Source organism: Microbispora sp. NPDC088329, assembly GCF_040685655.1.
GTDB lineage: Bacteria > Actinomycetota > Actinomycetes > Streptosporangiales > Streptosporangiaceae > Microbispora.
Genome location: NZ_JBFBIP010000002.1, coordinates 128,359 through 146,770 on the forward strand (window position 1 = coordinate 128,359; position 18,412 = coordinate 146,770).

The window sequence follows — 18,412 nt, forward strand, 5'->3', positions numbered from 1 at the left end:
CCTTCGAGCCGCCCTCGCCCCCTCCCCCGGCTCACTGGCCGTGGTCTTACGGCATACGCACAAAGCCAGTCGCTTTTCCGTAGATGTACGGATATCGCTACGGATGTTCGTGTCCCGAGCGGGGTTCTAACGTCGCGCACGAGCCGGATTCCCCGGCCGGGTCGGCGAAACGAGGAGCTCCGTGACGTAATACCTCCTTTTCTCCCAGCCGTTTCCGCCATGGGAGAGACGTTCCCGCTTGTGCCGGCCACGACGGGAACACGCGTTTCCGCTCGTGCCCGTCGCAGCGGATACCACCCTCCATTTCTCTCATCACCCCCCGAATCCCACCAGTGTCCGTTGCCCGGGCTCGTGTCCCGGAGGCGCGACCGCCGGTGTCCGCCCACAAGGCGGGACGCCACGTGGGAGGCAGAGAAAGGACGACGCCCATGAGGCGCACAGCACTGCTCGCGGCGGCCGCCGCACTGGCCGTGACCGGCGTGGTGGCACCCTCCACCGCCGCTGTGGCGAAGCCCCCACCCGGCAGTGAGAGCGCGGTGAGATCCCTCGCCGACGACCCGGCGCAGCGGGCCGCTGCCGCCGCCGACCAGGCCGTCGCGAGCGGCATGGACGACCTGCGCGTGTCCCCCGGTGAGACCTACCGGCGCACCGCCGTGACGGCGGGCGGCGGCATGTACTACGTCACCTACGAGCGCTCCTACAAGGGCCTGCCCATGGTGGGCGGCGACGCCGTCGTGGTCACCGACGCGAACGGGCGGGTGCGCGACACCGAGGCGGCGACCGGCGCACTCCCCCTGGGCGTGCCCACCTCGCCGGCGGTCACCGCCGAGGCCGCCACCGCGACGGCCAGGACCGTGCTCTCCCGGGTCGACGACACCGCGGCCCCCCGGCTCGTGGTCCTGGCGTGGGGCGCCCAGCCCCGCCTGGCGTGGGAGGCGGTGGTCTCCGGCATCGCCGGCGGCAAGCCGAGCATCCAGCACGTCTTCGTCGACGCGACGACCGGCGAGATCGCCGACTCCTACGACCAGGTGAAGGCGGGCACCGGCAACGGCTACTACTACGGCACCGTCAGCATCAACACGAGCGGCTCGGGCAGCTCGTACTCGATGACCGACTCCACTCGCAGCGGCATCAGATGCGGCGGGCAGAACGGCTCGGCCTACACCGGCACCGACGACTCCTGGGGCAACGGCAGCGGGACCAACCTGGAGACGGCCTGCGTGGACGTGCTCTACGACGTCCAGCGGGAGTGGGACATGCTGCGCGACTGGCTCGGCCGCAACGGCATCAACGGCAGCGGCGGCGGCTTCCCCGCCCGCGTGGGCCTGGCCGACGTCAACGCGTACTGGAACGGCAGCTACACCAACTTCGGCCACTCGCAGGACAACGCCCGTCAGGCCACGCCGATCGACGTCGTGGCACACGAGTTCGGCCACGCCATCTTCCAGACCACGCCCGGCGCCGCCGGCTCCGGCAACGAGAACGGCGGCATCAACGAGGGCACCGGCGACATCTTCGGCGCGCTCACCGAGGCGTACGCCAACAACCCGAACGACCCGCCGGACTACCAGGTGGGCGAGGAGGTCGACCTCGTCGGCGACGGGCCGATCCGCTACATGTACAACCCGTCCCTCGCAGGCGACCCCAACTGCTACTCCTCCTCGATCCCGCGCACGGAGGTCCACTCCGCGGCCGGCCCGCTCAACCACTGGTTCTACCTGCTCGCCGAGGGCTCGTCGCCGGGCGGCGGCAAGCCGGGCAGCCCGATCTGCTCCGGCGGCCCCTCCTCGGTGACCGGCGTCGGCATCCAGAAGGCCGGCAAGATCTACATGGGCGCGCTGATGCGCAAGACCTCGACCTGGAAGTACGTCAACGTCAGGACCGCGTCGCTCGCGGCGGCGGTCGAGCTGTACGGCGCGAGCAGCGCCGAGTGCGCGGCCACCGCGGCGGCGTGGAGCGCGGCCGGCGTGCCGGCGCAGTCGGGCGAGCCGAGCTGCGGCTCCTCGGGCAACGACTTCTCCCTGTCGCTCAGCCCCACCGGAGGCACGGTGACGCCCGGCCAGTCGGCCACGACCACGGTCGCGACGGCCACCACCTCGGGTAGCGCGCAGACGGTGAGCCTCAGCGCCTCCGGGCTTCCGTCGGGCGCCACCGCGAGCTTCAGCCCGTCGTCGGTGAGCTCCGGCGGCTCCGCCACGCTGACCGTCTCCACCAGCGCGTCCACCCCGGCCGGCACCTACACCGTCACCGTCACGGGCAGCGGGTCGTCGGGCGGCCACACCGCGGCGTACACGCTGACCGTGTCGGGCAGCTCGGGCGGGCGCACGTTCACCAACGGCACCGACTACACGATCAACGACCTGACCACGATCACCAGCCCGATCACCTCGACCGCCACGGGCACCGCGGTCTCCCCGGTCAAGCTCAGCGTGACGATCTCGCACAGCTGCGCCGAGGACCTGCGGATCAGGCTCCAGGGCCCGAACGGCACCTGGTACACGGTCAAGTCCAGCGGCGGCCTGAGCTGCACGTCGTTCGGCACCCGGACCTACTCCGTCCCGGTCACGCAGACGGCGGCGGGCACCTGGACCCTCGAGGTCCGCGACCAGTACACCTACGACACCGGCTACCTCGACTCGTGGAGCGTCACGGTCTGAGCGACGACGGCGGAGATCCCCGGGACCGGACACGGTCCTGGGGATCTTCCGTGTCCACCGCCGGTCAGGCGGGCGGCGCGATCTGGGTCCGCGACCGTACGCCGAGCTTGCGCAGCACGGTGGCGACATGGGTCTCGACCGTGCGTGTGGACAGGAAGAGCACGTCGGCGATCTCGCGGTTGGTCCGGCCGAGCGCGACGAGCCTGGCGACCTCCCGCTCCCGCTGCGACAGCCCGCCCGCGCCCCGCCGCCCGCCGCGCGGAAGCGGGACATCCACCCCGATGTCGCGCAGCGCTCGCCTGCACCGGGCGGCGTCGTGGGTGGCGCCGAGCCTGCCGTACCACTGCGCGGCGTCCCGCAGGCCCGCCGCCGCGGCGCCGTCCCCGAGCGCGAGCCCGGCCCGCGCCTCGCCTTCGGCGGCCCGCGCCGCCGCGTACGGCTGGGGCAGGGCGGCGTACGCCTCCCGGGCCCGGGCGAAGAAGGCGGCGGCGTCGGCGTACCGTGCTCCGGCGGCGGCGAGCGCGCCGCCGGCGGCGTCGAGCGCGGCGTGCGCGGCGGGCGCGATGCGGCCCGCGATCCCGGCGGCGTACTCGTCCACCAGCTCCGCCGCCATCGCGATGCGCCCGGCCCCGGCGAACGCGGCGACGGCGGACGGGACCACGCTCGCGCCCCACACCCACACGCCCTTGCGGCGCAGCCGCACGACCGCCCGCTCGGCCTCCGCGACCGCCTCGTCCACCATCCCGCGGGCGAGATGCAGATCGACGAGCCCTCCGGCGGCCGCCGTCACGATCGGGACGTTCCCGGCGTCCGGCGCGTCGAGCCCCGCGCGCCGGAACTGCCTGACCGCCTCCTCCCATTCACCCGTCGCCAGGGCGAGCAACCCGAGCACCAGCCAGAGGTCCACCGCGATCAGCGGCGTCTCCGTGGCCGACTCCCCCAGGGACGCCGCCCTGTCGCGGAGTCCGTCCCACCGCCCCGTGAGCCACTCCCTGCGGATCACGGAGGCGTCGAGGAGAAAGGCGGGATACTGCGCCCCCGTCTCCAGGGCGAGCCGCCGCCCGTCCCTGGCGAACCGCTCGGCCGCCGCGTAGAGCCCCACGGTCGTCGCGGAGTCGTGGAGGTTGCAGTACGCCCGGGCGACCTCCCGCCGGACCGCCGTACGCGGGTCGGCGACCGGAAGCCGGGCGGCGACGTCGAACGCGCCGGGCGAGCCGGTCGTCATCGCGAAGGAGGCCCGGTTGGCCAGGACCGCGGCCGACAGCTCCGGGTTGTCGGCGGCGGCGACGAGCGCCTCGGCACGGGCCATCCACTCGGCGTGCTCCGCCAGCGACTCGGTGCCCCATTCCGGCATCGCCATACTGGCCCAGCCGCGGGCGGCCAGCGTCGGCCGGTCACTCAGCTCGGCGAGTGCGGCCATGATCTCCGGGCGACCCGCCGCGGCGTCACCCGCCTGGTTGGACAGGACGACGCCGAGATTGAGCCGCACCTCGCCGCGCACGTCCCGCGAGAGGAAGTCGCCCCGAAGCACCTGGCGCAGCAGCCGCACCACCCGCTGGTGCGACAGGCCCGTCGCCGCGAAGCGGCTCAGCATCAGCACCAGCGGGCCCCGGTCCCGCACCGGCAGATCGGGATCGTCGAGCATGCCCTCGATCACCTCGACCGCCAGGGCGGTGTCGCCCAGCGCGGCGGCCTGCTGGGCGGCGGCGGTCCCGTGGCGCACCCAGGCCTCGGTGTCCCCCGCCCGCCGGGCGTGGAAGGCCAGCTGCACCAGCGGCGGCGCGTCCATCGCGGCGAGCGCGGCAGTCGCCCGCACGTGCGCCGACCGGCGTTCCGGGCCCGGGACGGCGTCGTAGACGGCCTGCTGGGCCAGCGCGTGGCGGAAGCCGTACCGGCCTCCGGGATGCTCGTGCAGGACCCCGGCGCGCAGCGCCTCGGCCAGCCCGGCTGAGCCCGTCTCGGTGAAGTCCGTCTCGGCGGAGTCCGGCCCGGCACGGCTCGCACCGGCGCAGCCGCCGCCGACCGCGGTGATCAGATGCTCGCTCGCGGGGAGCCGCAGCACCGCCGCCGCCCGGACCGCTCTCGCCGCTGGCGGGGACAGGCCGGCGATCCGCTCGGCCATCGCCTCGCGCAGCAGCAGCGGCACGCCGGCCCGGTCGACGGCGCGGTCGAGCGCGTCCGGGTCGTCCGCGCCCGGCGGGGAGGCGGGCAGGGAGCGGACCAGCTCCTCCACCACGAAGGGGATGCCCGCCGTCCGCTCGTGCAGCCGCGCGACGAATCCCGGAGACAGGTCGGAGCGCTCCAGCAGCGCGCCGGCCAGGCCGGCCACGCCGGACACGTCCAGCGGCGCCAGCCGTACGACCAGATTGGCCGTGTCCGGCTGATGCCGGTAGGCGCGGCCGAGCGGCGGCCCGGCCGAGCCGTCCCTGCGGTAGGTCGCCACCACCGCCAGTCCCCGCGGCGGCTGACCGGCCAGGAAGCGCAGCAGGTCGAGCGTGCCGTCGTCGGCCCAGTGCAGGTCCTCGACGACGAGCACGGCCGGTCCGACGGCCGCCAGCAGTGCGCGTATCGCGCGGAACACCCGGTGGCGTTCGGCCCGCGGGTCGTCCAGAGGCTGCGGCGACGGCGGCAGCCCGCCGGCCAGTTCGGGGAGGTGACCGCGGAGCGCCCCGGTGACCGGGTTGAGCCGGTTCGCCCCCGGGAGCCGTTCCCCGACATCCCGCAGCGCCTCGAATACCGGCCCGTACGGGAAGGGCTCGCGGATCTGGTGGCAGTAGCCGAGCAGGACGGCCCGGTCGCCCGACGGCAGGCGATCGAGCGCCGCGCGGACGAGCCGGGTCTTGCCGATGCCCGCCTCGCCCTCCACCAGCGCGACCGCCGGCGGGCGGGTCACCGCGTCGATGAGAGCCCGCAGCTCAGCCGCGCGTCCGACCAGCGGGGGCGGGGGCAGGATGCTCATGCACGGCTCCAAGCTACGGACTGCGGGCCCCCGTGTCGGTACGGCTCAGTTATCCCCGCCTCTTGACCCTCGGTCAACCCTCCGGCGTAACGGCCGTGTTGCGGAATCGGACAGACCTCCGCGGCCCCACTCGCGGCCTTCTCAGGAGGAGGGCGTCGGGCGATGCCGCTGGGGCGCGGATGGAGAAGAGCGGCGAAACGGCGCAGGGAGCCGGCGGCGGCTGCGGGTGGCCGGCGGCTACTTCGGGCGCGGCCGGGCAGCGGCGTCGAGGGCGGCGGCCTCCTTGGGGGTGGGCGCCGTGCCGCCGAGGTGGGCCGGCTGCCACCACACGCCCCGCCGCTGGTCGGGGTAGGTCCGCTGGGCCTCGTCGAGCAGGTCCGCCATCCGCCGTCGCAGGTCGCCGGTGAGCGCGGCGATGTCGTCGCCCGGCATCGGGTGCATGGGCTCTCCGACCAGGATCGTGATCGGGACGTGCCGCTGCAGCAGCCTGCGGGGCCGGCCCTTGGTCCACAGCCGCTGGCCGCCCCACAGAGCGATCGGGATCACGGGCACCCCCGCCTCGGCCGCCATGCGGATCGGCCCGCTCTTGATCTCCTTGACCGTGAACGACCTGCTGATCGTCGCCTCGGCGAAGTTGCCGATGATCTCGCCGTCCCTGAGGGCCCGTACGGCGGCGTCGTAGGCTCCCGTCCCGGCCGACCGGTCCACGGGGATGTGATGCATGCCGCGCATCAGCGGGCCCGACACAGGGTGGGCGAAGACCTCCTTCTTCGCCATGAACCGGACCAGCCGCCCGGCGGGGTGGGCGGCGAAGCCGGCGAAGATGAAGTCGAGGTAGCTGACGTGGTTGCTCACCAGGACCGCGCCGCCGCTGCGGGGTATCCGCTCCGTCCCCTCCATGTGGAACTTCAGGTCGAGCAGTTTGAAGGCGGTCAGCGCGGTCCGCAGGACCGGCGGGTACACGATCTCAGCCATGCCTGAAACCGTAACCTACTCAGCCGTAACTTAACCGGGCCGCTCGTGACTCCGCGCGGACTGGGGCGGTGCGCAGCCGGGCAGGCCTGACCGGTGTCAGTCGCCGTCGACGATGAAATCGGCTATGGCGGCAGCGACGGCTTCGGGCTGCTCATCGGGGATGAAGTGTCCAGCGTCGGGCACGACCACTCCGGTGGCGTCGTCGGCCCATGGGCTGATGGAGGCCGCCATGTCCGGGATGGAGCCATGGCTGCTGGAGATTCCGAGGACGGGCACGGTCAGGTGCTGCCGCTTGAGCGCCTCGTGGTTCTTGCGTGCCGACTCGGCGGCGTCTCGGTAGTAGGCAAGGGAAGCGCGGAGGCCACCGTCGACGGCGACGGCCGCTGCGTAGTGGTCGAGCTCGGCGTCGTCGAACGTGTTGGGAGAGAGGGCCTTCGTTCTCAGGAACCAGCCGACGTAGTCCCGTTCGCGGCCGGCAAGCAGCGTCTCGGGCAGGTCGGGCACAAGGTGGAACGCGAAATGCCAGGTCTTCCACGCCCGATCCGGGTCGGTGGGAATCGCGTCGGGGAGGGTGATGCCGGGAATTCCGGCGTCGAGCAGAGCGACCCCGCGCAGCCGGCTCTCGAATTTGAGTGCGAGGGAGAAAGCGACCCAGGCGCCGATGTCGTGGGCGACCAGCCAGTAAGTCGGCACTCCGAGAGCTTTCACCGCGGCGTGGACGTGCGCTGCGACCGTGTGCGTGTCGTAGCTGCGCTCCGGACGCTCGGAGTGGCCCTGACCCGGCAGGTCGATCGCGACGACGCGGAACCGGTCGGCGAGGCTGGGCATGACCTTCCGCCATGCCCACCAGGTCTGCGGGAATCCGGCGAGCAGGACAACGGCCGGGCCGGTCGGCCGGCCGCCTTCGACGGCATGAAGGCGGACGCCGTCGGCGTCGACCCAGCGGTGAGTGAATCCCGCCAGGTCGTGCAGGGGCAGGTCGCGGACAGGATTACTTTCGGAGACATGCCAAGCGCTGGTCGCAGGGTCAGTCACGGGGATCCTCCATCGGTGTCAGGTGTGCTGGGTTCGGTGCTTCGCCCGAGGACGACGGCGGCGGCTGGGACTACCTGGTGTGCTTGTCGCGCTGTCGCGAAGTGTGGGGGACGCCCGGCCATGACCATGCCTGGACGCTAGCACATCTTGAACTGATCGGTTCAGGATAGACTGGTGGCAGCGCAGCCCGAGACAACGACACACCGGCAGGGAAGTGCCACGTGGCAGGCAAGAAGCAATTCGACATGGACACTGCACTTGACGCCGCGATGATCCAGTTTTGGCGCGCCGGCTACGCCGACACATCAGTGGACGATCTGTCCCGGGCAACCGGCCTGAACCGCAGCTCCATCTACTCCTCGCTCGGTGACAAGGACACGCTCTTCCTCCGCTGCCTGGATCGCTATGCCGCGCGCTACGGCGCGAAGTACGACGCCGCCCTGTCGTGTGCAGCCTCGGAGCCCCTTGCAGCCCTTCGTGCGTTCTTCGACGTCACCCTCGAACGCATCGCCGATCCCGAACTGCCGGATGGATGCCTGGTTGCCCAATCGGCCATGGCGATCCCGGTGCTGAGCCCGAAGGTCGCGGCATACGCGAAGGAGGCGCTGGGCTTCCAGCGCTTGCGTCTGCGCGCCGCACTGAAGGCCAGCCGATTGACCGACCAGGACGCCGAGGCCTTCGCTGAACACGTGGCGGCTGTGAACCAGTCTCTCGCCGTCATGAGCAGAGCTGGGGCGAGCCCGGCGCAGCTCCTGGCCATTGTGGGCGTAACCGTCGACGCGCTCTCACAGACGTTGCGCACGCGCACCTAGCCCCCAGGGCAACGGCTTGTGCCGCCGATCAGGGGCGATGCCCCGCACGGCTCGCGGCCGATGTAACCCTGTCTCGGCCGTGTGAGGGCGTGATACCCCCGGCCGTCGTGCCGCCGGACTCGGTGCGGTCAGTGGCCCCGGAACGCCTCCTCCAGCCACCACGACGGGCGGTCGGCGGTCACCTTCGCGTGGACGAGCAGGGGTCTGTCGCGCGGGCCCTTCAGCCATTCGGCGACCCCCGACAGGTCCTCCTCGCGCCGCACGGTCACCGCGTCGAAGCCGAAGCCCGCCGCGATCCGGGCGATGTCGGCGGGCGGGAAGGTGACCGTGCCGAGCGGGAACCCGTGCGGGCCGAAGTGATGGACCTCCGCGCCGTACCCGTCGTCGTCGTAGACCACGACCACCATGGGCAGGCCGAGCCGTACGACCGTCTCCAGTTCGGCCACGCCCATCAGGGCCCCGCCGTCGCCGAGCGCGGCGACCGTCAGCCGGTCGGGCCGCGCGACGGCCGCGCCGATCGCGGTGGCCAGGCCCAGCCCGACCGCCTGGAACGCCTGGGTGAAGCAGAACGCGCCGCCGTCCGGGACCGTGAGGAACATCGACGGATATCCCATGAAGTTTCCGGAGTCGACGGCCACCACCCGCTCCTGCGGAAGCAGGTCGTCGAGCCCGATCGTCAGCGTGCGGGGGTCGATCCGCCCTGCGGCGCTCAGGTCCTCGTACGGCACGTCGCGCCAGCGCCCCTCGCGGGCGATGCGCTCGGCGATCTCCGGGGCGCGGTAGCCCCGCACCTCCGCCTCTCCCCCGGCCGCGGGTTCGCCGAGCAGGGCGGCGACCGCCCGCGCGGTCTCGCGTACGTCGCCGACCACGCCGAGGTCGATCTCGCGGTGCACGCCGAGCGCGTCGGAGTCGAGGTCCACCTGGACGACCCTGGCCCCCGGCCCGATCAGCGCGCCGTGCCGGGTGGTCCACATGGTGAACGAGCAGCCCCAGCCGACGACGAGGTCGGCGCCGCGGATCAGCTCGGCCGCGAGCGGGGTGGCGAAGCCGCCGCTCACGTCGAGGTCCCACGGGCTGCCGTGGAAGTTGCCCTTGGCGACCGCCGAGGTGGCGAACAACGCCCCCACCCGCTCACCGAGCGCCTCCAGCTCCCGCCGTGCGCCCCGGGCTCCCCGACCGGCCACGAAGACCGGCCGCTCCGCCTCCGCCAGCATCCGCGCGAACCGGGTCAGCTCGTCGGACGGCTCCGCCGGGAGCCCCTCCGGCTCCTCCTCGTTCTCGATGGGGAAAGTCAGGCCCCAGGCCGCCGGCACGCGGTTCGCCACGTCGCGGTGCGCGCCGCCACGGCCGGCCAGCAGCTCGCGTACGGCCTCGGCGGCCTCCTCGGGCAGCGTCTCGGCCTGCACGTCGAGGGGCAGGTTGAGCACCACCGTCCGGCGCCCGAGCAGGGCGGCGAGGAAGGCCATCACGGTGTCGTCCACGACCGTGGCGGCCGACCCGACCCTGGCGCAGTGCGCGCCCACGGCCTCGGCGAGCGCGGTCTGATCGATCCGGAAGTTCGAGGTGGGCGAGGTCACCTCGGGAGCGAGCACCAGCATCGGGGTCCGGCTCTTGGCCGCCTCGGTGACGCCGGTCAGCGCGTTGGTCAGGCCCGGCCCCTGGTGGACGGTGAGCACGGCCACGGTGCCGCTCATCCGGGCGTACGCGTCCGCCATCGTCGCGGCCCCGCCCTCGTGCCGCGCGGGGACATACCGCACGCCGTGCTCGATCAGGGCGTTGGTGAGGTGGAAGTTCCCGCTGCCGACGACGCCGAAGGCCGCCCGTACGCCGAGGGCGGCGAGGGCCGCGCCGACGGCCTCCGCGACGTTCACCGCTCCACCAGCGCGAGCACGCGGACCGGGCTGCCGGAGCCGCCGACGATCGGCAGCGGACCGGCGACCACCACCGCGCCCGTCGACGGCAGCCGGTCGAGGTTGCGCAGCTGGGTCAGGCCGTACTTCCCCGCACCGAGCAGGTAGGAGTGGCAGGGGAAGGGAGGGTCGAGCGAGGGGGCGCCGCCCGCGTCGGTGCCCACGGTCTCCACGCCGATGCCCGTGATGGGCGTCTGTTCGGCGAGGTAACGGGCGCAGTCGGCCGACATGCCGGGCGTGTGCGAGCCCGTCTCGTCGGCGTTGAGGAACTCCGCCTGGTCGTGGGCGCGCACGTCCCAGCCGGTGCGGTACAGCAGCCAGCCTCCGTCGGGCAGCGGCCCGTGCTCGGCCTCCCACGCCTTCACGTGGTCGATCTCCAGCAGGAAGTCGGGGTCGGCGGCCGACTCGGCGCTGAAGTCGAGCACCACGGCGGGGGCGATCAGCTTGGCGGGGGCCACCTGCGACACGTCCTCGCCGTCGCGCCCGGTCACCCAGTGGTTGGGGGCGTCGAAGTGCGTGCCGGTGTGCTCGCCGGTGGTGAAGTTGTTCCAGTACCAGGCCGGCCCGCGGTCGTCGTACCGGCTGATCTCCTGCAACGTGAACGGCACCGTCTGGCCGAACGGCTCGGGCAGCAGCAGGATCGGCGTCGTGTCACTCAGCGGCGCGGTGAGGTCGAGCACCTCGATCCCCCCGCTCCGGATGCCGTCCACCAGATCCCGCAACACCGACATCGCGCCTCCCAACGGTCAGGACACCCCTGTGATCCTCCTACACGCCACCTCCGAACGCCACATCGGACGCGGGTGAACCGTACGACGCCCTTGATCGTCCAACCTCACGCGGGCCGTGCCGGACGGACGAGACGAGGTGACCGGTGAGCTTCCGAAGCCCGGGAACGGCCGCGGCGTGGCTCGGCCATCCCGCGACCCTCGCCGCGATCGCCGTGCTCCTCGTCAACGACCACCTGCTCAAACGCCTGTGGCCTGGCGTGGTCACCGGCAAGCTGAGCGACGTCGCGGGCATGCTGGTCGCCCCGCCGCTGGTGGCGCTCGCCGCGGCCCTCCCCTCGGCCCTGGCCGCGACCCTGGCCGTCCGGCGCCCCGCCGCCCCGGCTCCCGGGAGCGCCTCGCGGGGCGCCGCCGTCGCGCCCGGCGAGGCGGGCAGGCGGACCGCCCTGGCGGCGATCGCGCTGACCGGCGCGGTCTTCGCCCTCGTGAAGACCACGCCGTTCGGAGCGCGGGCGGCAGCCGAGGCCTGGTCGCTGTTCACCCCCTCCGCCGGCGTCGTCATGGACCCGGCCGACCTGGTCGCCCTGCCCGCCCTCGGGCTCGCCTGGCTGGTCCGGCTGCGCGCCGTGGGGACCGCCGCGCGGGTCCGGCGTGCCGTACGGCGGGCCCGGCTGCTGGTCGCCCTGCCCGCCGCCGTCCTCGCGGTCACCGCCACGGCGGCGCCCTACGTCCCGCCGTCCGCCGTGCACGTGGAGGCGCACGACGCCGTGATCGTCGTGTACACCAACGGCTACCCACGGTCGGGGGTCGCGACGAGCGATCAGGGCCGGACCTGGCATCGCTGGACCAGCCCACCGGCGGAGAAGTCGTCGCGGACCACCGCCTGCGTCCCCGGCGAGCCGGGGCGCTGCTACCGGGTGGTCCCGCCTCTGCTCCTGGTCGAGCAGTCCGACGACGGGGGAGCCACCTGGACGACGGCCTGGGAGGTCCCCGCCGCCCGGCAGCACTACATGTACCGGAATCTCGACACGAACGAGGGCGAACGTACCGACAGGGCGGAGTCCATGGCCGTGGCGGTCCTGCCGGTGCCCGGGGGGCACCTCGTCGCCGTGGCCAACGGCCGCGACGGCGTGGCGTTGCGCGACGTCGCCGGACGATGGCACCGGCTCGGTCTCCTCGGGTACGAGGACCTGTCCGAGCAGGCGGCCATCCCCCTCTCCGCCCCGGGAGAACACATCGATGCGGAGACGGGGACGGCCTACCTCGTCGCGCTCACCGTGCTGCTGGCCGCTCTGGGGTTCGCCGGGTGCCTCCGCCGGTCGCCGTTCGGGTTCACGGCCGCCGGGTTCCTCTCCTGGGTGGGCCTGTACATGACGGTGAAGGGCCCACCGGGCCTCTACGGCTTGCCCTTCACGCTCATCGGCGTGCCGCTCGTGGCGATCGGGGGCACCGTGCTGGCCTGCATCGCCGCGTACACCCGCACCCGGGGACTGGCGTCGATCGTCGCGGCGCCGCTGACCTTCGCCGCGATCTATCTGCCCTATCGGGGCTGGAGCGCCGGCTGGCCCGGCGACTACGGCACCGCCACGCTGCTGGCGATCGTGCTGTGCGGCGCGGCCGTCACCCTCGGCGCGTATCCCGCGATCCGGGCCAGGGGCGGCTACCGCAGGGTCGCGCGGGCCCTGAGTTCCCGCATGCGCTGACCCCTCGCGGCGGGCGACCCCCCGGCGGGGCCCGCACGGCGCTTGCGACTCGGCGAGGAACGGCGAAGCTTGAGAGCACGACCACCACGGCAGTAGGGAGCGCATCGTGAAGAAGCTCATCAACAGTGCCGACAGCCTCGTCACCGACGCGCTGCGCGGCATCGCCGCGGCGCATCCCTCGCTCCGCGTGGACATCGACAACAGGGTCGTCTTCCGCGCGGACGCTCCCAGACCGGGCAAGGTCGGCCTGGTCTCCGGCGGCGGTTCGGGGCACGAACCGCTCCACGGCGGGTTCGTCGGCTACGGCATGCTCGACGCGGCCTGCCCCGGCGAGGTCTTCACCTCCCCCGTCCCCGACCAGCTCATCGAGGCCACCAAGGGAGTGGACGGCGGCGCGGGCGTGCTGCACGTCGTGAAGAACTACACCGGCGACGTGCTGAACTTCGAGATGGCCGCCGAGCTCGGCGGCGACGAGGGCGTCGAGGTGGCGACCGTGCTCGTCAACGACGACGTGGCGGTGCGGGACTCCCTGTTCACGGCGGGCCGCCGGGGCACGGGGGCCACGGTGTTCGTCGAGAAGATCGCCGGCGCGCTGGCCGAGACCGGCGCGCCCCTGGCCGAGGTGGCGCGGGTCGCCCGGGAGGTCAACGAGCGCAGCCGCTCGTTCGGGGTGGCGCTGACGCCCTGCACGGTCCCGGCCGCGGGCAAGCCCACCTTCGAGCTGGGCGACACGGAGATCGAGCTCGGCGTCGGCATCCACGGGGAGCCCGGCCGCACCCGGGCCCCGCTGCGCGAGGCCCGCGAGATCGTGCGCACCGCGATGGACGCGATCGACGCCGACCTGCCGCTGTCCGGCGAGACGCTCGTCATGGTCAACGGCATGGGCGGCACGCCGCTCATCGAGCTGTACGTCGTCTTCGCCGAAGTGGAGGCGTATCTGCGGGAGAAGGGCGCGACGGCCGTACGCAGCCTCGTCGGCAACTACGTGACCAGCCTCGACATGCAAGGCTTCTCGGTGACGACGTGCTCGCTGACCGGCGAGCTCACCCGGCTCTGGGACGCGCCGGTGGAGACACCCGCACTGCGCTGGGGCCGCTGACCGCACATCGGAAACTCTGGAGTCCCCTGGTGAACACCCGGTTCTTCGCCTCCTGGATCGACGAGATCGCCGCCGCCGTGCGGGCGCGACGCGACCACCTCACCCAACTCGACGCCGCGATCGGCGACGCCGACCACGGCGCCAACCTCGACCGCGGGTTCACCGCGGCGCGGGAGGCGCTGGCCGGCGCCTCCCCGCAGACCCCCGGCGCGCTCCTCGTCCTCGTCGGCTCCACGCTGATCCGCAAGGTCGGCGGCGCCTCCGGCCCCCTGTACGGCACCGCCTTCCGCGAGATGGGCAAGGCGTTCGGCGAGGCCGCCGAGATCTCGCCGGCCGAGCTGAGCGCGGGCCTGGACGCGGCCCTGGCCGGGGTCCGGCGTCTCGGCGCCGCCGCCGAAGGCGACAAGACCATGGTCGACGCCCTCGCCCCGGCCGCGAAGGCGCTGGCGCAGGCCGTACGGGACGGGCTGAAGCAGGAGGAGGCGCTGGAGGCGGCGGCCGCCGCGGCCGGGCAGGGGGCCGAAGCGACGATCCCGCTGCAGGCGCGCAAGGGGCGGGCCAGCTACCTGGGGCCGCGCAGCGTCGGCCACGAAGACCCCGGAGCCGCCTCGACGGCGCTCATCCTCGGCGCGCTGAGAGCCGCCGCCTCCGTATGACCCCGAGCCGGGGCCGGGCCGTGAGGAACGGGGCCCGGCGCACGCCGGCATGTCCGCTGCCGAACGACTTCAGGGATGGCGAATGGTTGGCATCGTACTCATTTCGCACAGCAGCGGCCTGGCCGCCGAGGTGGCCGCGCTGGCCAGGCAGATCGGCGGCGCGCAGGTGCCGCTGTCGGCGGCGGGAGGCACCGAGGACGGCGGCCTCGGCACGAGCCCCGACCGGGTGACCGCCGCCATCGAGGAGGTGGACCGAGGGGACGGCGTCGTACTGATCCCCGACCTCGGCAGCTCCGTGCTCACCGCCCGGCTGCTGGAGTCCCCCGGCGAGATCGTGATCGCCGACGTGCCGTTCGTGGAGGGGGCCGTCTCCGCGGTCGTCGCGGCGGGCGGCGGGGCTTCCTTGGACGGTGTGCTGGCGGCGGCCGAGGAGGCGTGGCACGTACGCAAGCTCTGAGGGAGCCGTCCTGCGGCAGCACCGGTCACGACCTCACGAGGTGAATCCGGGCCCGCCTTCCGGCCCGACGGCGCGCTTCAGGAAGTCGCGGACCTCCTCGGCCTCCGGAACACCGAGCTCCTCGTAGAGGCCGAGAGCCAGCCACCCGTGCTCGCGGGCCCGCTCCGCCCGCCCGAGCGCGAGGTGGGCGCGTGCCAGCCCGTAGTGCGCACGCGCCTGCTCCGGCCGGCTGCGCGCCAGGTCGGCGAGCGCGAGCGCGGCCGTGTGCTCCTCGGCCGCGCGGGACGGATCGCCCGCCGCCTCGGCCAGCCCGTTGAGCGCGGCCGCCTCGTCGGCGGTGTTGCCGAGCGTGCGGTGGACGGCCGCGGCCTGCTCGTGGCGGGTGCGTGCCCGCGCGAGCTCGCCCTGGTGCCGCAGGACGACGCCGAGGTGGTCGAGGACCACCGCCTCTCCGGCCGGGTTGCCCAGTTCGCGGTGGAGCGCCAGCGCCAGGTCGAGATCGCGCCGGGCCTCCTCCGTACGGCCGTCCCGGTCGAGGACGAGGGCGAGGATGGCGAGCACGTCGGCCTCGCCCCAGGCGTCGGCGCCGATGCGGGTGAGGTCGAGTGCCTGCTTGAGATGGCGCTCCGCCTGCGTGTCCCGGCCGAGGCGCAACGCGACGTTCCCCAGGGTGAGCAGCGCCCGTGCCCGTTCGCCGGCGTCCTCACACATGTCGAGGGCCTGGTGGGCATGCTCCTGCGCCCGCTCGTACTCGCCGAGCCGCCAGTAGGTCCACGCCAGGTCGGTGAGCGCCCGCGCCTCGACCTCGCGGTCGCCGAGCATCCGGCTGCGCCGGAGCGCCAGGCTGTGCAGTGTGAGCGCGTCGTCGTGGTGCGCCTGCAGGTCGAGGTAGGGGCGCATCGCCAGGGCCCGCATGCCGAGACAGATCTCGGGCCCGTGGACGGCCGTCGCGATGATGTTGGAGCGCTCGGCGTCGAGCCAGGCGATCGCCTCGGCGGCGCCCGCGGACGGGCGCGATCGGGGCGGCCGGCTGGGGGATGCCCTCCCGCTGGCTCACCGTGTGGGGGAAGAGCCGGTCCATCGCCGCACGGGAGCGGTGCAGGTAGTAGCCGAGCAGCCGCATGAGGGCGCCGTCGTCCTCGGCGAGCGAGCGGGCGTGCTCGCGGAGCAGGTCGTGGAAGGTGTATCGGCCCGGTTCTAGCTGCAGGAGCATGTGGGCGTCGAGGAGACCTTCGAGGAGCTCCTCCGCCTCGTCCTCCGAGATCCCCGCCAGCGCGGCCGCGCCGCAGGCGTCGATGTCGCGGCCGGGCACCAGCCCGAGCAGGCGGAACGTGCGCTGCTCCGCCTCGTGGAGTTGCGCGTAGGAGAGGGCGAAGGCCGCCGACACCCCGTCCAGGAGCCGGCGATGGTCCCGCAGGCGGCCGGCCAGGTAGGACACGGTCCAGCGCGGGCGGTGCTGGAGGCGGGCGGTGCAGATCCTGAGGGCGAGCGGGAGACGCCCGCACAGGCGCAGCACCTCGTGCACGGCCTCCGGCTCGTCGCGGGCGCGTTCGCCCACGATCCGCTGGAACAGCTCGGCGGCGTCCGCCTCGTCCAGCACGTCGACCGACAGCGCCTGGGCGCCGTCCAGGTCGACGAGCCGCCGTCTGCTGGTGATCAGAGCGAGGGTGTCGGAGTGCCCCGGCAGCAGGGGGCGCACGTGCTCCGCGTCGAGAGCGTTGTCCAGCATGGCGAGCACGCGCCGATCGGCCAGTTCGGCGCGCCACAGGGCGCTCCGCTCGGCCAGGGTGACCGGGATACGGCCGGCGGGCACCCCGAGCTGGCGGAGGAGCGCCTCCAGCGCGGCGGCGGCGTCGAGCGGCTCCCGGCCCGCGGTGTGGGCCCGCAGGTCGATGAAGAGCCGGCCGTCCGGATAGCGGGCGGCCAGCCGGTGGGCCACGTGGACGGCGAGCTCGCCCTCCACCAGGCGCTCGTACGCCGACAGACGCCGGTCGTTCCAGAGCTCGCGGACGCCGGTGACGTAATGCGCGTGCACGTCCTCCAGCGCCTCGCCGCTCCACAGGTCCAGGGCCCTGCGCAGCTCACCGGCGGCCACCAGCTCGACGAACTCCTGCGCGTCGACCTGTCCGGGCTCCGGCTGCACGAGGTAGCCGCCGGCGCGCGTCTCGAGGAGCCGTACGGCTCCCGCGGCGCGCAGCACCTTGCGGATCGCGGTGATCGAGGCATGGATCTGCGATCGGGCGGTGTCGGGCCGCTCGTAGCCCCACATCGCCTCGATCAGCCGCTCGATCCCGATCACCCGGCCGGCGTTCAGCAGAAGGTAGGCCAGGACAGCCCGATGACGTGGGGCGATACCCGTCAGAGGCGCGCCGTCGACCGTCACCTGGACGGGGCCGAGAAGGGTGAAGCCCAGCATCGTCCCCCCATAACCCGTGCATCGTGCGCGCATAGCGAATGTATCAATCCGGGCCGCCAGTCTGATCTCACCCGAACAGAGACGGCTCTCTCGGGAGCCGAGACGGAGGAAACACGATGGAAGCCCGGATGAAGAACCCCGCCACGATCATTCCCGCCGCGATGCAGCCCATCATGGAGCTGATGAAGGCCGCCCAGTCGCAGGGCCTCCCCCAGGAGCTCATGGAGATGATCCACCTGCGGGTCCCGACACCTGGCACTGGGAGAGCGGCGAGCAGATGGGCGCGGCGCTCGCCGCCCTGCCCACCTTCCCGGAGGCGCCGCTGACCATGGCCCTGGCCAAGGACGCCACCGCCCTGGACGGCCTGGTCGTCGACGAGCGCTGAGCCCCCGCGACCGTCGCCCGCCGAAGCCCGGGGAGGCCGAAGCCCGTGGGGGCCGGAGCCCGCGGAGGGGCCGGCCGGCCGCGTCAACGGCTCCGCGTACGCCGGGCGCGGGGCGTGCCGGCGAGCTGGTCGCGCCGGATCTCCTCCAGATAGGTCCGCATGAGATCGCCCGCGCGGCTGAACCAGTCGGACAGCACGGCGATCTCCGCGGGCGTGTAGTCGGCGAACAGGTCGTTCAACCGCCGGTAGAAGGGCTCGTAGACGGCCGCGGCGGTGGTGAACGCCGCTTCGTCGGCGACGACGCGCACCCGGCGGCGGTCGGCGGGGTCCGGTTGCCGGTGCGCGTACCCGGCCCGTTCCAGGCGGTTCAGCACGCCGGTCACCGCGCCCGTGGTCAGGCCGGCCTGCTCGGCGAGCGCGCCCGCGCTGATCGGATCGTCTCCCGCCGCCAGGATGAAGCCCAGACAGGTGACGTCGGTGACGTTCAGCCCGAGCCGCTGGGCGATGTCGTGCTGCCCGACCAGGCTGAGCGCGATCAACTGATCCATGCCGGCCAGTGCCTGCTCGGGTGTCGCCTCCGGGCGCGGCTTGCCGTCCATCCCCAATCTCCTTAGTATCTA

General features: G+C 73.4%; 14 protein-coding genes. 6 read left to right on the top strand and 8 right to left on the bottom strand.

Annotation, left to right across the window (positions count from 1 at the left end; all coding sequences use genetic code 11):
- The first annotated feature begins 428 nt into the window (after positions 1–428).
- Positions 429–2,657, top strand: coding sequence for a M4 family metallopeptidase (locus AB0O28_RS05065; RefSeq protein WP_363636430.1), 2,229 nt, complete (start codon positions 429–431; stop codon positions 2,655–2,657).
- 64 nt (positions 2,658–2,721) lie between these two features.
- On the opposite strand, the gene AB0O28_RS05070 is transcribed toward AB0O28_RS05065, so the two are convergent.
- The 3 genes from AB0O28_RS05070 to AB0O28_RS05080 form a co-directional block, all read right to left on the bottom strand.
- Positions 2,722–5,616, bottom strand: coding sequence for an AAA family ATPase (locus tag AB0O28_RS05070; RefSeq protein WP_363636432.1), 2,895 nt, complete (start codon positions 5,614–5,616; stop codon positions 2,722–2,724).
- A 237-nt stretch (positions 5,617–5,853) separates the two neighbouring features.
- Positions 5,854–6,591, bottom strand: coding sequence for a lysophospholipid acyltransferase family protein (locus tag AB0O28_RS05075; protein WP_363636434.1), 738 nt, complete (start codon positions 6,589–6,591; stop codon positions 5,854–5,856).
- A 96-nt stretch (positions 6,592–6,687) separates the two neighbouring features.
- The gene (locus AB0O28_RS05080) at positions 6,688–7,626 is read right to left on the bottom strand and encodes an alpha/beta hydrolase (protein WP_363636436.1); all 939 of its coding nucleotides are present in this window, start codon (positions 7,624–7,626) and stop codon (positions 6,688–6,690) included.
- A 221-nt stretch (positions 7,627–7,847) separates the two neighbouring features.
- Here AB0O28_RS05080 and AB0O28_RS05085 point away from each other — a divergent pair, with 221 nt between their 5' ends.
- Positions 7,848–8,438, top strand: a complete 591-nt coding sequence (locus tag AB0O28_RS05085; RefSeq protein ID WP_363636438.1) for a TetR/AcrR family transcriptional regulator — start codon at positions 7,848–7,850, stop codon at positions 8,436–8,438.
- A gap of 128 nt (positions 8,439–8,566) precedes the next feature.
- Here AB0O28_RS05085 and AB0O28_RS05090 read toward each other — a convergent pair whose 3' ends face one another.
- Together AB0O28_RS05090 and AB0O28_RS05095 are read right to left on the bottom strand one after the other, a co-directional pair.
- Positions 8,567–10,309 carry a thiamine pyrophosphate-binding protein gene (locus AB0O28_RS05090; RefSeq protein ID WP_363636440.1) on the bottom strand — a complete coding sequence of 581 codons (1,743 nt, stop codon included), beginning with the start codon at positions 10,307–10,309 and terminating at the stop codon, positions 8,567–8,569.
- The gene (locus AB0O28_RS05095) at positions 10,306–11,079 is read right to left on the bottom strand and encodes a cyclase family protein (protein WP_363636442.1); all 774 of its coding nucleotides are present in this window, start codon (positions 11,077–11,079) and stop codon (positions 10,306–10,308) included. Before AB0O28_RS05095 ends, AB0O28_RS05090 begins: the two co-directional genes overlap by 4 nt.
- Before the next feature lie 143 nt (positions 11,080–11,222).
- On the opposite strand from AB0O28_RS05095, the gene AB0O28_RS05100 reads away from it, so the two are divergent.
- From AB0O28_RS05100 to dhaM, 4 genes are all read left to right on the top strand, one after another.
- Entirely contained in the window at positions 11,223–12,779 is a 1,557-nt protein-coding gene (locus tag AB0O28_RS05100; protein ID WP_363636444.1) for a hypothetical protein, read from the top strand.
- Positions 12,780–12,885: 106 nt separating this feature from the next.
- On the top strand, positions 12,886–13,878 hold the full coding sequence (gene dhaK / locus AB0O28_RS05105) for a dihydroxyacetone kinase subunit DhaK (protein ID WP_363636446.1): 993 nt from the start codon (positions 12,886–12,888) through the stop codon (positions 13,876–13,878).
- 29 nt (positions 13,879–13,907) lie between these two features.
- The gene (dhaL, locus tag AB0O28_RS05110; RefSeq protein WP_363636448.1) at positions 13,908–14,534 is read left to right on the top strand and encodes a dihydroxyacetone kinase subunit DhaL; all 627 of its coding nucleotides are present in this window, start codon (positions 13,908–13,910) and stop codon (positions 14,532–14,534) included.
- 82 nt (positions 14,535–14,616) lie between these two features.
- Positions 14,617–14,991 (top strand): dihydroxyacetone kinase phosphoryl donor subunit DhaM, encoded by a 375-nt coding sequence (gene dhaM, locus AB0O28_RS05115; protein ID WP_363636450.1) that lies wholly within the window; start codon positions 14,617–14,619, stop codon positions 14,989–14,991.
- 33 nt (positions 14,992–15,024) lie between these two features.
- Here the strand turns inward: dhaM and AB0O28_RS05120 are convergent, their stop codons facing one another.
- The 3 genes from AB0O28_RS05120 to AB0O28_RS05130 form a co-directional block, all read right to left on the bottom strand.
- Positions 15,025–15,813 (bottom strand): tetratricopeptide repeat protein, encoded by a 789-nt coding sequence (locus AB0O28_RS05120; protein ID WP_363636452.1) that lies wholly within the window; start codon positions 15,811–15,813, stop codon positions 15,025–15,027.
- Positions 15,695–17,407 (bottom strand): winged helix-turn-helix domain-containing protein, encoded by a 1,713-nt coding sequence (locus AB0O28_RS05125; RefSeq protein WP_363636454.1) that lies wholly within the window; start codon positions 17,405–17,407, stop codon positions 15,695–15,697. The genes AB0O28_RS05120 and AB0O28_RS05125 overlap by 119 nt, the downstream gene beginning before the upstream one ends.
- A 468-nt stretch (positions 17,408–17,875) precedes the next feature.
- Positions 17,876–18,391 carry a MarR family transcriptional regulator gene (locus tag AB0O28_RS05130; protein WP_363636456.1) on the bottom strand — a complete coding sequence of 172 codons (516 nt, stop codon included), beginning with the start codon at positions 18,389–18,391 and terminating at the stop codon, positions 17,876–17,878.
- Positions 18,392–18,412 lie beyond the last annotated feature (21 nt).

What these genes read in the sequence shown, in the direction of transcription:
- AB0O28_RS05095 (WP_363636442.1), bottom strand. Translation starts at nt 11,079, where the DNA reads ATGTCGGTGTTGCGGGATCTGGTGGACGGCATCCGGAGCGGGGGGATC.
- AB0O28_RS05070 (WP_363636432.1), bottom strand. Translation starts at nt 5,616, where the DNA reads ATGAGCATCCTGCCCCCGCCCCCGCTGGTCGGACGCGCGGCTGAGCTG.
- AB0O28_RS05130 (WP_363636456.1), bottom strand. Translation starts at nt 18,391, where the DNA reads ATGGACGGCAAGCCGCGCCCGGAGGCGACACCCGAGCAGGCACTGGCC.
- AB0O28_RS05120 (WP_363636452.1), bottom strand. Translation starts at nt 15,813, where the DNA reads ATGCTCGGCGACCGCGAGGTCGAGGCGCGGGCGCTCACCGACCTGGCG.
- AB0O28_RS05065 (WP_363636430.1), top strand. Translation starts at nt 429, where the DNA reads ATGAGGCGCACAGCACTGCTCGCGGCGGCCGCCGCACTGGCCGTGACC.
- AB0O28_RS05075 (WP_363636434.1), bottom strand. Translation starts at nt 6,591, where the DNA reads ATGGCTGAGATCGTGTACCCGCCGGTCCTGCGGACCGCGCTGACCGCC.
- dhaM (WP_363636450.1), top strand. Translation starts at nt 14,617, where the DNA reads ATGGTTGGCATCGTACTCATTTCGCACAGCAGCGGCCTGGCCGCCGAG.
- AB0O28_RS05125 (WP_363636454.1), bottom strand. Translation starts at nt 17,407, where the DNA reads ATGCTGGGCTTCACCCTTCTCGGCCCCGTCCAGGTGACGGTCGACGGC.